Annotated in this window: 12 protein-coding genes; 6 read left to right on the top strand and 6 right to left on the bottom strand. The window is 74.9% G+C overall.

Translation table 11 applies throughout. The annotated features are described in order from the left end of the window. Positions 1-60 precede the first annotated feature (60 nt). Together QOZ89_RS22640 and QOZ89_RS22635 are read right to left on the bottom strand one after the other, a co-directional pair. A complete protein-coding gene (locus QOZ89_RS22640; protein ID WP_083419367.1) occupies positions 61-597 on the bottom strand; it encodes a GNAT family N-acetyltransferase in 537 nt (178 codons plus the stop codon). 288 nt (positions 598-885) lie between these two features. Then, complete coding sequence (locus QOZ89_RS22635; protein ID WP_071051631.1) at positions 886-1416, bottom strand: VOC family protein; 531 nt, start codon at positions 1414-1416, stop codon at positions 886-888. Positions 1417-1742: 326 nt separating this feature from the next. Here QOZ89_RS22635 and QOZ89_RS22630 point away from each other — a divergent pair, with 326 nt between their 5' ends. The 3 genes from QOZ89_RS22630 to QOZ89_RS22620 all read left to right on the top strand — a co-directional run bounded on the left by QOZ89_RS22630 (position 1743) and on the right by QOZ89_RS22620 (position 5472). After that, positions 1743-2747, top strand: a complete 1005-nt coding sequence (locus tag QOZ89_RS22630; protein WP_083419366.1) for a CE1 family esterase — start codon at positions 1743-1745, stop codon at positions 2745-2747. A gap of 44 nt (positions 2748-2791) precedes the next feature. Continuing rightward, positions 2792-4504, top strand: a complete 1713-nt coding sequence (locus QOZ89_RS22625; RefSeq protein ID WP_071051629.1) for a DUF4139 domain-containing protein — start codon at positions 2792-2794, stop codon at positions 4502-4504. A gap of 128 nt (positions 4505-4632) precedes the next feature. Beyond that, complete coding sequence (locus tag QOZ89_RS22620) at positions 4633-5472, top strand: mycofactocin-coupled SDR family oxidoreductase (RefSeq protein ID WP_071051602.1); 840 nt, start codon at positions 4633-4635, stop codon at positions 5470-5472. 30 nt (positions 5473-5502) lie between these two features. On the opposite strand, the gene QOZ89_RS22615 is transcribed toward QOZ89_RS22620, so the two are convergent. Beyond that, complete coding sequence (locus QOZ89_RS22615) at positions 5503-6663, bottom strand: epoxide hydrolase family protein (protein ID WP_071051601.1); 1161 nt, start codon at positions 6661-6663, stop codon at positions 5503-5505. A gap of 476 nt (positions 6664-7139) precedes the next feature. Here QOZ89_RS22615 and QOZ89_RS22610 point away from each other — a divergent pair, with 476 nt between their 5' ends. Beyond that, a complete protein-coding gene (locus tag QOZ89_RS22610) occupies positions 7140-8024 on the top strand; it encodes an LLM class flavin-dependent oxidoreductase (protein WP_071051600.1) in 885 nt (294 codons plus the stop codon). Between the two features lie 100 nt (positions 8025-8124). Here the strand turns inward: QOZ89_RS22610 and QOZ89_RS22605 are convergent, their stop codons facing one another. Continuing rightward, on the bottom strand, positions 8125-9045 hold the full coding sequence (locus QOZ89_RS22605; RefSeq protein WP_071051599.1) for a proteasome assembly chaperone family protein: 921 nt from the start codon (positions 9043-9045) through the stop codon (positions 8125-8127). An 875-nt stretch (positions 9046-9920) separates the two neighbouring features. On the opposite strand from QOZ89_RS22605, the gene QOZ89_RS22600 reads away from it, so the two are divergent. Together QOZ89_RS22600 and QOZ89_RS22595 are read left to right on the top strand one after the other, a co-directional pair. Continuing rightward, on the top strand, positions 9921-10631 hold the full coding sequence (locus tag QOZ89_RS22600; RefSeq protein WP_083419380.1) for a TetR/AcrR family transcriptional regulator: 711 nt from the start codon (positions 9921-9923) through the stop codon (positions 10629-10631). A gap of 385 nt (positions 10632-11016) precedes the next feature. Next, positions 11017-11817, top strand: coding sequence for a DUF4232 domain-containing protein (locus QOZ89_RS22595; RefSeq protein WP_312625040.1), 801 nt, complete (start codon positions 11017-11019; stop codon positions 11815-11817). Between the two features lie 138 nt (positions 11818-11955). Here QOZ89_RS22595 and QOZ89_RS22590 read toward each other — a convergent pair whose 3' ends face one another. Continuing rightward, positions 11956-12708, bottom strand: a complete 753-nt coding sequence (locus QOZ89_RS22590) for a cation transporting ATPase C-terminal domain-containing protein (RefSeq protein ID WP_312625038.1) — start codon at positions 12706-12708, stop codon at positions 11956-11958. After that, positions 12654-17333 (bottom strand): HAD-IC family P-type ATPase, encoded by a 4680-nt coding sequence (locus QOZ89_RS22585; RefSeq protein WP_312625036.1) that lies wholly within the window; start codon positions 17331-17333, stop codon positions 12654-12656. Before QOZ89_RS22585 ends, QOZ89_RS22590 begins: the two co-directional genes overlap by 55 nt. Between the last annotated feature and the right edge of the window lie 3 nt (positions 17334-17336).

Genomic DNA, 17336 nt, shown 5'->3' with positions numbered 1-17336 from the left:
CGGTCGGCCCTCATCGGTCGGGCTCGGTTCGTCCACGGGTGTTCTTTGCCGTCGTCTGGGTTACCCAGATGACGGGACGTGGCCGCGGGTCTGGGTGCGGTAGGGACGGAAGCCGCGGGCCCGGTAGTTGGCGAGGGCGTTCGGGTGGTCGAGGGTCGACGTATGCAGCCAGACACGCTGGGCCCCGTTCAGCGTCGGATGGTCGAGGTTCCAGGCGAGGCGGACGGCGAGCGTGAGTGCGTGACCGCCGATGCCGGTGCCGACGTACTCGGGGACGAGCCCAAAGGAGACGATCTCCACCTCCCAGGGCGGATGGACCGTTGTCTCGAGGATGCCAGCGACGTCGCCATCGGCGCGCAGCAGAAAGCTCTGGCGGCGGGGATCGGCGAACCAGTCGGCCCAGGCAATGTCCGACCAGGTGGCGCTCGGCCAGCGGTAGGGCGCGCCGACCCGCACGATCGTCGTCCGGACCAGCGTCTCGTCGTCCGTGGCCGCCAGCGCGAGCCGGGGGACGGCACGTCCGGCCCGCAGCTGGTCCGGGCTGGTCATCTCCAGGAACGTGACGACCTCGCCAGGCACCGGTTCCACCACGGTCACGCCCCGCCTCCCTACTGGCCCCCGCCTCCACGAAGGATCCCCGGCGATCTGGTAGCCAGGACCGTCGAAGTCTCGATTCCACCACCAGGGCGGAGCCGCACACGGCCGAGGGGCCTTCGTCGAAACCGTGCGCGGGCGGGGCATCCGCCCACCACGCCACCGCCCGCGGCACCCCCGCCAGCGACGCCCCGCCAGCGTCAACGATGCCAGCCCGCGCGAACTACCGCGCCGCGCCGCCATGGCTGGCCCCCTGCCCGCTCGTCACCGGCGCACACCGGCCCAGGAACGTCAGAGCACCTTGGTTCCGTACATCGCGCCGAGCGGGTCGGCGATCAGCTCCAGGCGGGCGCCGTCGGGGTCGCTGAAGTAGACCGAGACCTTCGAGTGGATGACGTGCTCGACGCCCGCCTCCGCCAGGTTGGCGACGAGCCGCTCCCAGCGGTCCGGGGCGACCGAGATCGCGACGTGGTGCAGGCCGCCGAGCACCTCGGCGTAGGGACCGAGGTCGAGCCCGGGGAAGTCGAAGAACGCGAGCAGGTTGCCGTTGCCGATGTCGAAGAAGAAATGCGACGAGCCCGGGTAGTCACGGTTCTCGATCAGCTCGGTGAGCGGGAACTCCAGCAGGTCCTGGTAGAACCTGATCGTCGTCTCGACATCCCGGCTGATCAGGGCGGTGTGGTGCACCCCCCTGGCGGACGAGGCCGGCCGCTGCTCAGGCGGCACCAGGTACCTGTCACGCAGCGCCGCCCGCGCCGCCGCCAGGGCGGACAGGTCGCGTGGGGCGGGGATGGTCGTCGTCGCCGAAGGTTCGCTGCTCATGGTCACTCCGATGCTCGTCTCGGGACGGCGGCCGCCTCATCGCGCCTGACGTCACGTGCGCAAACTCGTTGCCCATACAACATCTTCCTCGGGTCGTCCCGTGGAGCATGCTCCTGTCCGCCGCGGGACACACGCCACGGAGCCATCCGGGGCATCCGCACCTGTACCTCGCGCCCGCCTGGACGGCGGGCATCCCGGCCGGCGGCCGTGGCCAGCTGGCATCGCTGACATTTTTCTTACATGCCGCTTACGGCGTGCGTGCTGGCCTCTGCGAAGGTCCTGCCAGCCAGGAGGACAGGGCCGACCGGACGGGGGCGACGGGACAGATGCGACGCGCGGGGCCGCCTCGGGCGCTCACGGTGGTGGCGCTGGCGGCAGTGGCGCTGGCGGGGGCGGTGGCCCTCACGGCGTGCGGGCCGCGGGACCGGCCGGCACCCGCCGCCTCCCAGCCGCCGGCGGGGACCGCGCCGCCCGCGGGGACGGTCACCCACACGCTGACGGCCGGCGGGGTGAAGCGCTCCTACGAGATCCACGTCCCCCCGGGCACCGGGACGGCGCCACGGCCGCTCGTCGTCGAGCTGCACGGCGGCGGCGGCAACAACGGCGCCATCGAGCGGCAGACCGGCTTCTTCGACCTCGCGGACCAGAAGGGCTTCCTCGTCGCGAGCCCGAACGGGACCGGGCGGCTCGAGGACCGGATGCTGACGTGGAACGCGGGCTGGTGCTGCGGGCAGGCCGCCCAGAACGGCGTCGACGATGTCGGGTTCATCGCCGCCATGCTCGACGACATCGCCGCGCACTACCCGCTCGACACCCGCCGGGTGTACGTGACCGGGTTCTCCAACGGGGCGATGATGACCTACCGGCTGGGCTGCGCGCTCGCCGACCGACTGGCCGCGATCGCCCCGGTGTCCGGCGCCCTCGACTACGACGGCTGCACGCCGAGCCGGCCGGTGCCGCTGCTCGCGATCCACGGCACCGCCGACCAGAACGTCCCTTACAACGGCGGTACCGGCGCCGTCCAGGAGGAACGGTTCCCCTCCGAGCGCGGCCGGGTAGACCGGTCGGTGGCGGACTCCGTCGCGTTCTGGGTCCGGCGCGACGGCTGCCCGGCAACCCCCGTCGCGCAGCACGACGGCGCCGTCACGCGGACCACCTACATGCCCTGCGCCGACGGCACCGAGGTCGTCCTCGACACGGTCGACGGCGGCGGCCACGCCTGGCCCGGTGGCCGCAAGGGCCGCCCGCGTGCCGACGCCCCCGCGGCCGACCTCGACGCCACCGCCGCGATCTGGGATTTCTTCGCCCGTCATGAGCTGCCCCGCCAGTAACGGGCCGTGCCGAAATGTCGGACCGCACCACTATGGTGATCAGCATGGTTGCTCCAGGCGCGACGACGCTGATACTGGACGCTCCGATCACGGCGGTCGTCGTCTACCCGAAGCAGGCCCGGGTCACCCGCCGTGGAACGGTCACGCTGCCGCCCGGCGCCGAGGACGCGGGGGGCGGCCCGCCGGAGGTCACGGTGACGCTCGGCAGTCTGCCGATGGAGCTGGACACGAGCTCGGTGCGGGTGTCCGGGCGCGGCGCGGTGCGCGTGCTCGGTGTGGACGTCGTCGTCGAGCCCCGCGCGGTGACCGCGGACCCGCGGCTGGCGGAGCTGGAGGACGAGGTCGACCGGCTGCGGCGGCGGGCCCGCGAGCTGGCCGACGACGAGGAGACCGAGCAGGCCCGCCGCAGGTTCCTGGACGTCGCGGCCCGCAACGGCGCCGCGGCACTCGCCAGGGGCTGGGGCGCGCCGTCCTGGGGCGGCGGCCCCGCGGAGGGCGGAACGACGCCGCCCAGCGGCGAGGAGCGGCGGCTGGCGGAGGCCAGCGGCGCGCTGGCCACGCAGCTCGCCGGCATCCACGCCCGGCTGCGCGCGATCGCCGACGAGCAGGAGAACGTCCAGAAGCTGACCGACGCGACCCGGCGCGCTCTGGAGGCCCGCCGCGGCGTACGCCTGCCGGACACGAGGCAGGTCGTCGTCGCGCTGGAGCCGACGGGTGGCCCCGGTGCCGCCGACGGCAAGGTCGACGTCGAGCTGGAGGTCTCCTACCTGGTCGCCAGCGCGTCGTGGTCGGCGCGGTACGACGCGCGGCTGGTCGGCGGCGTGGTCACGCTGACCTGGTTCGGGATGGTGCGCCAGCGCAGCGGCGAGGACTGGCCAGTCGGTGACCTGAAGCTGTCGACCGCCCGGCCGGGCCGCGCCAGCGGCCTGCCCGAGCTCACCCCCTGGTATGTCGACGTCGCCCACCCGCCGGTGATGCCCTTCGCCATGGCCGCGCGGGGTGGCGCCTTCGCCGGCGGTGCCGCCTTCGACGCCGCCGCCGAGATGACGCCCGTTGCGGCCGCGGCGCCGGCGAAGGCCCCGGGCGCGGCCCCGCCCCCGCCGCCTGTGGAGCACGCGGTGGCCACCGTCGACACCTCGGGAACCGCGGCGATCTACCGGCCGGCCCGGCCAGTAGCAGTGCCGGCCGACGGGCGGCCGCACCGTACCACCCTCGCCGTCCTCGAGCTGGAGGCCCAGCTCGACTACCTGACCGTGCCCAAGCTCGCCCCCGAGGCCTACCTGCGCGCCACCGTCACGAACACCTCGGCGCACACCCTGCTGCCCGGGCCGGTCGCGGTCTTCCACGACGCCGACTTCGTCGGCACCAGCGCCGTGGAGCTGGTGCCGCCGGGCGCCGAGGTGGAGCTGCAGCTCGGCGTCGACGACCGGCTGCTGGTGGAGCGCGAGCTGGTCAGCCGCGCCACCAGCCGCAAGGTCGTCGGCAACCTCCGGCGCACCGACGTCGGCTACGTGATCACCCTGACCAACCACACCCCGCGGCGGGCGCAGGCCACCGTCCGCGACCAGATCCCGGTCTCGCGCCATGAGGGGATCACCGTCAAGGACTTCCAGAGCTCGCCCACCGTCGGCGAGCGCACCGACCTCGGCCAGCTGACCTGGACCGTCGACCTCGAGCCCGCCGCCCAGCGCAGGATCGAGTTCGGCTTCCGCCTCGAACACGCCCGCGGCCTCGACCTCACCGGCTGGACCGACTGAGACATCCCGTGCCGGACGCTCCGCGCCCGGCACCGGGCACAGTGGCGGAAAGGTCCTTCGGCCTGACTCCTCGCGCGGCGGTCGCCTGGATGCGACAAACATCCAGACGAGGGCATCGGGAGGTTCACATGGCCGGACGGGTCGAGGGCAAGGTCGCGTTCATCACGGGAGTGGCACGGGGGCAGGGGCGGGCGCATGCGGTCCGGCTCGCTCAGGAGGGCGCCGACATCATCGGCGTCGACCTGTGCGCCGACGTCGACACCGTCGACTACCCGATGGCGACCGCCGAGGATCTGGCGGAGACGGTGGCGCTGGTGGAGAAGCTCGGCCGACGGATTGTCACCGCCGTCGCGGACGTCCGCGACGAGGACGCGCAGCGCATCGCCGTCGCCTCCGGGGTCGCCGAGTTAGGCCGCCTCGACATCGTCGTCGCGAACGCCGGCATCTCCGGCGGCGGCGCCGCGACGGAGACGCTCGACGCGCATGCCTGGCGCACGCTGCTCGACATCGACCTCACCGGCTGCTTCCTGACCGCGAAGGTGGCGATCCCGCACCTGGTCGCCGGCGGGCGCGGCGGCTCGATCATCCTGACCAGCTCGATGCTCGGCCTGAAGGGCCAGGGCTGGATGGCGGCCTACGTCGCCGCCAAGCACGGCCTCGTCGGTCTCATGCGATCGCTGGCCAACGAGCTCGCCGGCCAGTTGATCCGGGTCAACAGCGTCCACCCGGGCAACGTCCGCACTCCGATGGTCGACAACGAGTCGCTGTGCCGGATGCTGCGCCCCGACCTGGCGAACCCGACCATCGACGACGCCGCCGCCGTCCTCGGCCAGCTGCACCTCATGCCGGTCCCGCTGATCGAGGCCGTCGACGTCGCCAACGCCGTCCTGTTCCTCGCCTCCGACGAGGCCCGCTACATCACCGGCGTCCCTCTCCCCGTCGACGCCGGCGCCGCCGCCAAGGCCTGACCTGCCCAGGCGGCCTCCTTTGGTTGGTGGTCAGCGGATGGCCCGGAAGGCGCGGCGTACCTGGTCGGCGAAGACGGCGGGCTGCTCGTAGGCGGCGAAGTGGCCGCCCCGGTCGGCCCGCTCGTAGAAACGCAGGTCGGAGAAGCTGTGCTCGACCCAGCGTCGCGACAGCCGGATGATCTCCCTCGGAAAGACCGAGACACCGGCGGGTACGCGCACGTCGAGGCCGCCGGACAGGCCGGACGCGCGGCTGGGCCGTGACAGCCCCGACTCCCAGTACAGCCGCGCCGACGAGGCCGCGGTCGCGGTCAGCCAGTACAGCGAGATGTCATCAAGCATCTGGTCACGGCTCAGCGCCGTGTACGGGTCGCCGTCGTGATCGGTCCAGGCGTGGAACTTCTCGGCGATCCAGGCGCACTGCCCCACGGGCGAGTCCGCGAGGCCGTAGCCGACCGTCTGCGGGCGGGTCGACTGCAGGGCCGAGTAACCGGAGCCCCATTCCAGGAACTCGGCCATCGCGGTGAGGGCGTCCTGTTCCTCGTCGGTCAGCTCGCTGAGGTCGCCTCCTGGGCCGGTCATCACGAAGTTCAGGTGGATGCCGGCGAGGTGATCCGGATCCACCTTGGTGAGCCCGATCGTCACCGCGGAACCCCAGTCGCCGCCCTGCGCCCCGTACCGGTCGTAGCCGAGCCGGGCCATCAGCGTCGCCCAGGCGGCGGCGATGCGCGGTATCCCCCAGCCGGCGCCGGCCGGACGGCCGGAGAAGCCATAGCCGGGCAGCGACGGCACGACGAGGTGGAACGCGTCTGCCGGGTCGCCGCCGTGCGCCGCGGGGTCGGTGAGCGGGCCGATCACGTCGAGGAACTCGAGGACCGAGCCCGGCCAGCCGTGGGTGAGCAGCAGCGGCAGCGCGTCCGGGTTGGGCGAGCGCACGTGCAGGAAGTGGACGTCCAGGCCGTCGATCGTGGTGACGAACTGGTCGTGGGCGTTCAGGCGGTCCTCGCAGCGCCGCCAGTCGTAGCCGTCGCCCCAGTAGGAGCACAGGTCGCGCAGCCATTCCAGCGGCACACCCTGGCTCCAGTCGCCCACCGTCTCCTTCTCCGGCCAGCGGGCCGCCGTCAGCCGCCGCCGCAGGTCGGCGAGGTCCTCCTCCGGAATCGCGACCTTGAACGGCACGATGTCGTTACCCATCCAGCCCACCTCATCGTGTTCAAGCCCCTGCATACCCAGACACAGGCGCAATCGCGCGCGGCTGGGCGGCCGGTCGGTCACCTGGCCGGGTCTCGACGAGGTGCATCCTTGCGCCACCCGAGCCCCGTGCCCATCCCCTTCCTGAGTACCGCGACAGCAAGGTCCCCCGGTTCACGACGGTTCATGATCACCGCGGGCATGTTGTCGCGGTCGCGATTTGGCCCGATCCACGACCACGGCGACACGGTGGTGGTGATCTACCAGTCGCGTGCTGACGGACGAACATTGGCGGGGGCGACACCAGATCGGTGGTGGGTCGGTGGCCGGTGGCCAGTGGTGGGTCGGTGGCGCGGGCCTGGCGAGCCGTGGTTTGGTGCGTTCCGGGCCGACAGGCGACAGGCGAAGGTCGGCCGGTATGGCACGGATGTGCAACGAGGCGCGTGGATATGGCGGGCGGGGCCGGCCGAGGAGGCGGGATGGAATTCCATCTGTACTTGCCGCAGATGCGGATGACGATGCCCGAGATCGTCGAGCGGGCGCGCAACGCTGAGCAGGCGGGATTCGCTGGCATCGGGCTGATGGACCACCTCGCGCCACCCATGGCGGCGGGTACATCGATGTTCGAGGCGATGACGGCGGCGACCTGGGTGGCGGCGAAGACCGAACGGCTGACGGTCGGCCACCTGGTGCTGTGCGACATGTTCCGTCATCCGGTCCTGCTCGCGAAGCAGGCCGTCACGCTCGACCACGCCAGCGACGGTCGCTTCGAGCTCGGCATTGGCTGGGGCTCCGTGCCAGCCGAGCTCGAGCGCTACGGAGTGGGCGACGCGACCCCGCGGACCCGCGTCGAGCGGCTGGCCGAGACACTCGCCGTCCTGCGCCTGCTCTGGAGTGGCGAGCGCGCCGACTACCAGGGTGAGCACGTCACGCTGCGCGACGCCATGGCGCTGCCAGTTCCGACCCGGCCGATCCCGATCACCATTGGCGGCACCGGCCCGCGCACGCTGGCGCTCGTCGCCGAGTACGCCGACTGGTGGAACATCCAGATCGGCAGGCTGGACCAGCTCGACGAGCTGCGCCCCCGCGCTGGCAAGGCCCGCGTCTCCGTCCAACAGCTGGTCACCCTCATCCCCGCCGACGCCTCGCCGGCCCAGCGCGACGAGATCACCGTGCTCGCCCAGCGCCGGTTCGGCGCGATGGGAGCCGGCGGCGGTCTGGTCATCGGCACTCCCACCGAGCTCACGGCCTATTTCGAGGGACTCGCCGCCCGCGGCGTCGACCGCGCCTACGCCTGGTTCACCGACTTCTCGGCGCCCGAGACGCTCGCCGCCTTCGCCGAGGTCATCGAAAACGTCCGCTAGCACGGAGAGGAAACGGTCCGGCCCGCCGGCCCGTAGGGAACTCCGGGGTGGCCGTGCCGGGCTCGGGGAAACCCGCGCGCCCGGAGGACCGTTTCCAGCGTCAGGGCGAGGTCGGGCCGTCGGTCTCGGACTGTTCGGCCAGGAAGCGCTCCAGCTCGGCGCCGAGCTCGTCGGCGGACGGCAGGTCCTCGGCGTTGACGGTCGGCAGGCCGCCGCTGTCCTTGCCGCGCTTGTAGGCGTCGTACTGCTCCTCCAGCGCATGCACGAGCGACGCCATCTCGCCGCCCTTGGCGAGCTCCTGGTCGACCTCGCCGCGCACCGCCTCGCCGGCGGAGCGCAGGCCGTCCAGGGGCAGCATCAGCCCGGTCGCCTTGGAGACCGAGGTCAGCAGCACCTCGGTCGCCTGCGGGAAGTCCGTCTGGTTCAGGTAGTGCGGGACGAGCGCCGCGAGGCCCATCGCGTCGCGTCCCTCCCTGCCGAACTCGTACTCCAGCAGGTGGCCGGCGCTGCCCGGAACCTGGACCTGGCGCACCCACGGCTCGTAGCCGGCGATCAGGTCCTTGCGGGTGGCGTGCGCGATCAGCCCGGTCGGGCGGGTGTGGGGCACGGCCATCGGGATGGCGTTAAGGCCGACGGACAGGTGCAGGTTCATCCGTCTGGTCAGCTCACGGACGGCGGTTGAGAAACGCTTCCACATCAGGTCCGGCTCGGGGCCCGCGAGCAGCAGGAACGGCGTGTCGGCGCGGTCACGCAGCATGTAGAGGGCCAGTACCGGGTCCTCGTAGTGCTCCCAGTGGTCCTCGACAAACGTCATCGCCGGACGCCGAGACCGATAGTCCAGCAGCAGGTCGATGTCGAACGTCGCTATGACCTGGTGCTCCAGCGTCGTCAGCAGGTGCTCGTGCGCGAGCCGGATCGCGTTGCCGGAGTCGACGACGCCGGTCATCGTCTCGAGCATCACCGGCCGCCCCAAGTCGGGCAGGTCACCGTGGACCTCGTAGAGCTCACTCGGGTCGAGCATGGGCCGAGACCTCCCCACTGGTGTGTTGACCCCCTCCGGGGGCGCCCATACGCGGCATGGTCACTCTCCAGGAGTAACAGTGCCGCATGGTCGCACCTCCTTCGGCCAGGATCCTGCCAGGGCGACGGCCTCGGCCGTCACCGCATTGTCGCGTCACGGGCTTGCCAGCGGGTGGCACCTGCCGGCATAGTCCTGCCTTGCCCGCAAAATCGTGGCCAGCCCGACCCACCGCGTCGCCGCGAGGGGCCGGGGCAACGTCCGCCACAGCGCGGACCGAGCGCCGCCGCGGCAGGTCAGGCGGGTCGCCCATGCCGACCGTGCCGGCCGCTCGCACCGCGCCGCCCGGTCCACCCGCGTCGATTGCCTCTGCCGTCGGGTCGTAACCGGTCGGGCCTCGGTTGCTTCTTCAGCCTCGTCTGCTTCAACGGTGACGACGCGGATCCATTCCAACTCCACCCCGCCCGTCTTCCAGCTTCCTCCTCGGTCGCCCGGATGTACGTCGATCGGCCGAACCGTGCCGGATGAGCGTTGCCAGCGAACCGCCGACGCACCGCGCTCATCCCGGACGGGTGGCAGCGGTGTTCACGGACCATCGCCACAACGACGCTGGTAGACCCCGGTTCACCCGAGTACCGGGACCCGAGACGACAGCATCTCGGGAGCACGGGCGCAGGCCCAGCCCGACATTCTCGACAGCCACGTTCGAGTGACCGGCGGCCGGCCGGACTCCGCCCGCCTCTTACGTTTCGCGGCAGTTGACGAAAATCCTTCCGCGCGCCGCCGGGACGTCGTCAACAGCGTTGTCTACAGTGCAGGTGATCGGATGGGCGATCGCGGCGCGCCGACGCGTGCCGGCGGAACCGAGGTGGATGGCGATGTCGGACGACAACGAGCTCGAACCGGACGACTCCGGGCCCGACGAACCGGGAGCGGGCGCGGCGAGCGGCCGGGTGACGGTCAGCGCGGCCGCGCGGCGGACGCCGCGCGGGACGCTGTCCCAGCAGGTGCTGCTGGACAGCGCCCGGGAGATCGTCGACATCGGCGGGGTGAACGCCCTGTCGATGCGCGCCCTCGGCGCGCGGCTCGGCGTCGACCCGACCGCGATCTACCGGCATTTCCAGAACAAGAACGAACTGCTCGACGCGCTCGCCGACCTGCTGATCCGCGGCGAGGAGCCGCTGCCCGCGACCGGCGACCCGGCGGCGGACCTGCGGGAGAACCTGCGCCAGCTGCGCCGCCAGCTGCTGCGCTACCCGACCCTCGCACCGTCGGTGCTGCGCCAGCCGCCGGGCGCCGGCTCATGGTGGGACCGGATGGAGCACGCTCTCGGCGCCCTGCGTGCCACCGGCCGGACCGAGGCGGAAGCCGGGGCGACCTGGCAGACGCTGCTGTTCTTCGTCGTCGGCCACGCGCTGGTGGAGGCGCGCCACCTGGCGGAGAACATCGCGACGGACCGGGTCGGCGCGCCGATGCCGACCGTCAACCCGCCGCGCTCCCGCTACCCGGAGCTGGCGGGGGCCGCGCCCTACCTGCACGCCGACCTCACCGACCAGTTCGAGACCGGCCTCGGCCGGATCCTGGACTGACCCGGTCCCGGTCCCGGTCCCCGACCCGGCCCGGACCGTAGGCGGGCTCCACACGCCCCGCCGGGCGCTGATCGTCGTCAGTGCCCTCAGGCGGTCGCCAACAAGCCCGGTCCACGACCCCCGAAGGGCGCGGACAGCGATCAGAGCGCCGCCGGCAGTCGCGTCGGCGCGAGATCAGGGCCAGCGTCGGATCCGGGGTGACGGCGCTCTGGCAAAACGGCGCCTTAATGGACGGATCAGCCCGGAGGGGCCGAGAGCGGGTGTTGCCGGCCGGTCGCATACGCACGCGGACCACGGCGCCGCGCCTGGCGGAAAGCCGGCCGGTCGGGCCGAACACTCCCAGGTCAGGCGCCCCGTCCAGGGGCGGGACAACCGGGAGCTAACGATGGACCAGCGGAGCGCCCGAACGCGGCGCCGCGCCGCGACGGCCGCGACGGCCGCGTGCGCGGCCGCGCTGGCGCTGGGCGTGGCGGGCGGCTGCTCGCAGCCCGACCCGTCCGCCGACTTCGACATCCCGTCGTCCCCGGCGCAGACGCCCTCACCGCTGGCGGCCGCGATCCCGGCCGCGACGACTCCCGCCGACAACGGCGCCGACGCCGACGCGACGCCGTCGACCGTGGCCGAGACCGAGACGACCGGTGAGCCGTTCACCACCGACGGTGCCGCCACGGACGGCACCACCGTCGACGGCGCGGCCTGGCCGGCCGGGGCGGCCGGCGCGGCGCGGTGCACCGGCGCGGGCCTGACGGTGCGGCTCGGCACGCCGACCCAGGTCACCACGCTCGCGCCGGGGCTGACCCAGCTCGCATTCATGATCACTTTTACCAACGGCACGCCGCGGACCTGCGCGATGTACGGGTTCCCGGGCGCGACGCTCGTCACCGCCGCGGGCGACTCCTACGACCTGCCGCGCCGCACGACCGCCATGCCCGCCTCCCTGCGCCTTCCGCCGGGCGGCGGCGCGGCGGCGGTCCTCACATACCTCGCCGCACCGGCGCCGCAGACCACGCCGCCCGCGGGCGACGCCCCGCCCGCCGAGGCGATGCCGGTCTTCGACGCGCGCTACCTGCTGGTCACGCCGCCCGACGACCGCGACCCGGTGCGCATCGACTGGCCGGGCGGCCCCGTCGCCGACCAACGCCGCGAGGCCTACCCCGGCAGCTACATCGGCCCCGTCACCCGCTGACCCGACCGCCGGCTCGCCAGCCCACCGGCCCGACGACTCGCCAGCCTGGCGACTCGTCAGCCACCGTTCGCAGATCCTGAGCGGCCGGGCCCTGCCTTCTTGTCGGACCCTGCGCCGCTGGACAGCCGACCACCTCGGCTACGTCGACGATGCCACCCGCTGAGGCGGCGGTTTCGCGGTTCTGCCACGGGCCGCCGCCGGCCCAGCGCCAGCCGTCGTTCCGCTGCCGGCCACTGCCCCGCCGCCAGCCACCGCCCCGCTGCCAGCACCAGGTCCGCCGTTGGCGGCGACGCCCGGCAGCCGCGTCCGCTTGGGCCCCGGCGCGGTCGGCCGGCCCGGAAACAGCGGACGCCCGAACGGGGGCAACGTCAGTGAGAGACCCGGTGCCCGACCGTCGCGGGACGCGGCCGCCGGGCCCGGCCCGCGGCCGCCCGCGGAGCCCACCGGCGTCGGCGCCACGTCCGCGCCGCTCTCGGCGGAGACCGGGGGCGTCACGGACGCGTCACGGCGCACGCGAGGCTTGCTGAGAGCGGCGGCGCCGACCGGGCCGAGCGAGCGACGACGACGACGCTCGTAGAGCCAGGCAGCGGACGTCGCGAGCGTCGCCGACGCGAGCACCACCGACCAGCCGACGGGCCCGACCGGGCGGCAGCCGAACAGCCGGGACAGGAACGGCGTCTGGACCAGCGCCGCCAGCACCAACATGCTCCCGAGCGCGGTGGTGATCACCAGCGGGTCCCGGCCGGCCAGCATCAGCGTCTGGCCGAGCTGGGTCGTGACCAGCGCGAGCAGCCCCATCGTCGACGCGCGCCGCGGCGTGCCGGTGTATCGGCCGATCAGCCAGGCCGCCGTCGCGCCGGCGGTCGTCGTCGCGCCTCTGACCAGCAGCATGCGGCGCAGCGGCCCGCTGAGCCAGCGGCCCGCGACCGCGTCGGAGTCGGCGCCGGCGCCGGCGCCGGCCCCCAAACCCACCCCGGCGGGGGGGGGCGGCGGCGGGGCCCCCCCCCCCCCCCCCCCACGCCGGCGCCGCTGGCTGGCCGCGGCCAGTCCGCCGGCCGGGAGTCGCCGTGGTCGCCTCGTCCGCGGTCCTCCTGCGAGCGCACGGCGAGCGCCATCGCCGGTGCCATGTCGGTGAGCAGGTTGACCAGCAGCAACTGGCGCGGGCGCAGCGGCGCCTCCCCGGCGATCGCCGTCCCGAGCAGCGTGAAGGCGATCTCCCCGGCGTTGCCGCCGACGAGCACCGACACCGCATCGGTCACCGAGCGCCACATCCGGCGGCCCGCCAGCACGGCGTCGGCGAGACGGGTGACCTCGGCGTCCGTGAGCAGCAGGTCGGCGGCGCCCGTGGCGGCGGCGGTGCCCCGGCCGCGCACGGCGACGCCGACGTCGGCGGCCCGGATGGCGGCGGCGTCGTTCGTCCCGTCGCCCGTCATCACCACCACCTTCCCCAGCCGCTGCAAGGTCGTGACCAGCCGCACCTTCTGCTCCGGCGAGATGCGGGCGAACACGGCGGCGGCGCCGACCTGCGCGGCGTAGCCGTCGTCGGTGAGCCGGTCCAGTTGCGCGCCCGTGACCACTCGTTCCGCGCCGGGGACGCCGACCTCCCGCGCGATCGCCGAGGCGGTCTCGGGATGGTCGCCGGTGACGACGACGACCCGCAGGCCGGCATCCAGGAGGCGGCGCACCCCCGGCGCGGCGGACGGGCGCGGGCTGTCCGCGATGCCGATGAACCCCAGCAGGCGAAGCGAGCTCAGGTCGACGGCGGAGGCCGGCTGGCTCCCCGGGACCGACTCGGCCACCGCGAGCACCCGCAGGCCCTGGCGGGCGAGCCGGCCGGCGGTGGCCCGGGCCGACGCGAGCCTGGCCGTGTCCAGGTCGACGAGGCCGAGCACCACCTCGGGCGCGCCCTTGAGGGTGAGCACCGGCCCGTCGGCCGTGCGCAGGAGAGTGGACGCGTAGCCCCGGGCCGTCTCGAACGGGCTCTCGTCCACCCGCTCGCCCACCAGCGCCCTCACCAGCTCGGGCCGCCCGACGACCGCGTCGAGCACGGCCCGGTCGGTCGCGTGCGGCACCCGGCCCTCCGGCGGCGGGCAGGCCGCGGCCGCCACCGCCAGCATCCGGACGGCCGTTCCGTCCGGCACCTCCGTCGCGTCCGTCGCGTCGTCCGTCCCCGGGGCGGGCACGGGCACCGTCCGCCACCGGCCGGCCGCGTCGGGCACGGCGGCGGCGCGCAGCAGCAGCCGGCCCTCGGTCAGCGTGCCGGTCTTGTCGAAGCAGACGACGTCGGCGCGGCCGAGCGCCTCCACCACCCGCGAGGAGCGCACCAGCACGCCGAGCTTCGCGAGCCGGCGGGCCGCGGCGACCTGCGCGACCGTCGCGACCAGCGGCAGGCCCTCGGGCACCGCGGCGACGGCGACGGCGACGCCGGAGCTGAGCGCCGACCTGGCCGGCGCGCCCCGCAGCGAGCCAAGCGCCGCGACCGCGAGCCCCGACAGCCCCGTCGCCGGCAGGGCGAGCCGGGTCAGCTCACCGAGCCTGGCCTGCACGCCGACGGGGCCGGCCGTGTGGGCCGAGGCCACGACGCCGGCCCGGCCCGCGAGGGTGGCCTCGCCCGTCGCGACGACGACGGCCCGGCCGGTGCCGGCGAGCACGGTCGTTCCCTCGTAGACCATGCAGTCGCGGTCGCCGATCTCGGCGGCCGGGGTGGGCTCGACGCCCTTGGTCACCGGCAGGGACTCCCCGGTCAGCGTCGCCTCGTCCACCTCAAGCGCCTCGGCCCGCAGCAGGCGCGCGTCCGCCGGCACCATGTCGTGCGCGCCCAGCTCGATGACGTCGCCGGGCACCAGCGTGTCGGCCCGGCGGGTCTCCGTCTCGCCGCCGCCGGTCACGACGCGCGCCATCGGCACGTTCCGGTCGATCAGCCTGGCGAGCACTCCCTCGGCGTGCGCCCGTTGCGCGCCGCTCATCGCCGCGTTCGCCACGGACACCGCGGAGACGAGCAGGGCGTCGGTCGTAGAGCCGAGGACGGCGCTCGCCGCCGCCCCGACGAGCAGCACGGGCACGAGCGGGTCGGTCAGGTCCGCGACGACCGCGGTGACGTAGCGGCTGGCGCCCGTGCCGGCGAGTGCCATCCGGCCACCGACCGCCCGCGTGACGGTCCCGGTGAGCTGGCCGTTCGCGACCAGCGCCCGCGCGCGGCCGGCACCGAGCCGGGCGCCGACCGCGTCCAGTCGGCGCCGGGCCGCGGAGGACCCGCCGGTCGGTGACGACCCGCCGGTCGGCGAGGTGGCTGCCGCCGCCCGCGCCGGTCCGCCGCCCACGCCGGCGGCGCCGCGCAGCCGGCGCAGCGCCGTGTCGGCCGTCAGCGCGTGCCAGTCGGTGTGCAGGGTTGGTGGCGGCGGCGTGGCCCGGTCCGCGCGCAGGGCCGCGACGAGCCCGGCGGCCATGGCTGTCGCCGCCGCGGCGGTCACCGGCCCGCTGACGAGGGCGAGCCGGAGGCCCGTCGGCCGGGCGTCCGGCCCGTCGACGACGGTGGTGAGCGCCGCGAGCGCCGAGCCGGACACGGACAGCGTGGCGGCTCGGCGGCTCGTCGCGGCGGCGTACGGCGGCAGCCGCAGCACCCGCCAGACGTCGGTGAGCTCCGGGCCGCACAGCAGGTCCGCGGACCAGGGCGGCCGCCTGCCGGCGCGGGCCAGCCCGACGCCGACGTCGGCGACCCGCAGCGCCTCGTCGCCCTCGGCGTCGGCCACGACGCACACCCCGGCGCCCGCGGCCTGCTGCCGCCGGACCTCGGCGGCGAGGCCGCCCGCCGACCGGGACGGCCGCGGCGCGGGGGCCGGGCCGGGCGGCCCGGTGGGCAGGGTCACGTCGGCGAGGCCCGCGACGTCGGCGACGCTGGCGTGCTCGGTCAGTACGACCCGGCCGCAGCCGCGCGCGGCCCGCAGCACGGCCTCGGCGTGGCCGTCCAGCGTGACCCCGGCGAGCGCCTGGGTGCTGGTCTGTCCATGCCACAGCAGCAGCGGCAGCCCGCCGGGGTCGGCGGCGCGGCGGCGGCCGGCGTAGTGCGCGGCGACGAGCCGGCCGCCGCCGGCGCGGGCGACCATGTCTCCTGGCCGGAATGCGCGGTGGGGGTCGAGGCCGCCGAGCATGGCCTCCACCCGGTTCCAGGTCGCGGCGTCGGTGGCGGACAGCACCCGGGCGCTGTCACCCAGCAACACCGACGCGCACACCATCACGGTGTCGACCCGGTCGAGGCGGCGCAGGCACCCGGCGTCCAGCGGGACGATGCCGCGGCCGGCGAGCCGGCGGCCCGCCGTCGCGGCGAACACGTCCCGCCCCGCCCTGGCCGCGCGCGGCAGCGTCGCGAGCATCAGCTCCCCGGCGAGCCGCGGCGAGCGGCCGACGAGGAGCCCGGCGCCGCCGAGCGCCAGCCCGGCGACGGCGAGCCGCGCGCTGGCCAGCTCGACCGGTCCGTCCGGCAGCGGCACCGGCCGGTCACGCCAGGCGGCGCCGGCGCGGCCACCGCCATCGGCGCGGGAGGCGCCGGCACGGACGGCGGCCGGCTCGTCGGCGTCGGCGCGGTCGCTGTCGGGTCGGGCCCGCCGCGCGGTGTCCGCGGTCAGCTGAGGGGCCCGCTGGTCGAACACCCGCGCGCCGGCGCGCAGCTCGGCGACCCGCGCGACCCGGCGGACCATGGCGACCGCGAGCACGTCCGGCTGCTGGGTGAGCGCGCCGACCCAGGCGCTGGCGAGCCCGATCGTCAGGTCGGAGGCCGTCGGCCCGATCCGGTCGGCGAGGGCGGCGCGCACCCGGGGCTGACCGTCCACGAGCGCGACGACCGCGCCGGCGGCACGGGGCACCGCCGGCAGCCGGACGAGCCGTCCGGCCATCGCGACGCCGAAGGCGGCGGCGTCGGTGGCGAGCGCGACGGTCTCCGCGAGCAGCGGGTCGGTCTCCGCGGGATGACGTTCGGGGGCCCGGGCCGGGCCCTGGCCGCCGCCGGACTCGGCGTGCAGCGCGCGTTCGACCTCGGTGACGGCGTCGATCAGCTCCGAGACCTCGATCTCTTCGCCGTCGAACCCGATGAGCACCTGGCCGAGACCTTCGTCGACCTCGGCCCAGTCGACGCCGGCGAGCCGGCGCAGCGCGGCGCGGACGGCCGCGTGCGCCGCCGTGCCGCCGGTGCGGGCCGCGCCGATCAGCTCGATGTGCGCGGCGCCGTCCTCGTGCCACACCCGCCGGGGCCGACGGTCCGGATGCGCCAGCTCATGCCGCAGCGCGCGCGCCACCTGACCAGGGCTCGGCAACGCCGCCGCCACCCGACCAGGGCTCGGCAACGCGCGCGCCACCTGACCAGGGCTGGGCAACGCCGCCGCCACCCGACCAGGACGGGGCAGCGCGCGCGCCACCCGGCCTGGGTTGGGCAGCGCGCGCGCCGCGATCGCGGGAGCGGCCAGCGCCCGCGCGAGGCCAGCGCGCCCAGGCAGCGCAAGCCCGGGCGGGCGCAGGGCGACCACCCG

The organism is Pseudofrankia coriaricola, assembly GCF_032027725.1.
GTDB lineage: Bacteria > Actinomycetota > Actinomycetes > Frankiales > Frankiaceae > Pseudofrankia.
The sequence above is the reverse complement of the archived record's forward strand: the minus strand, read 5'-3'. Positions and strand labels throughout refer to the sequence as shown.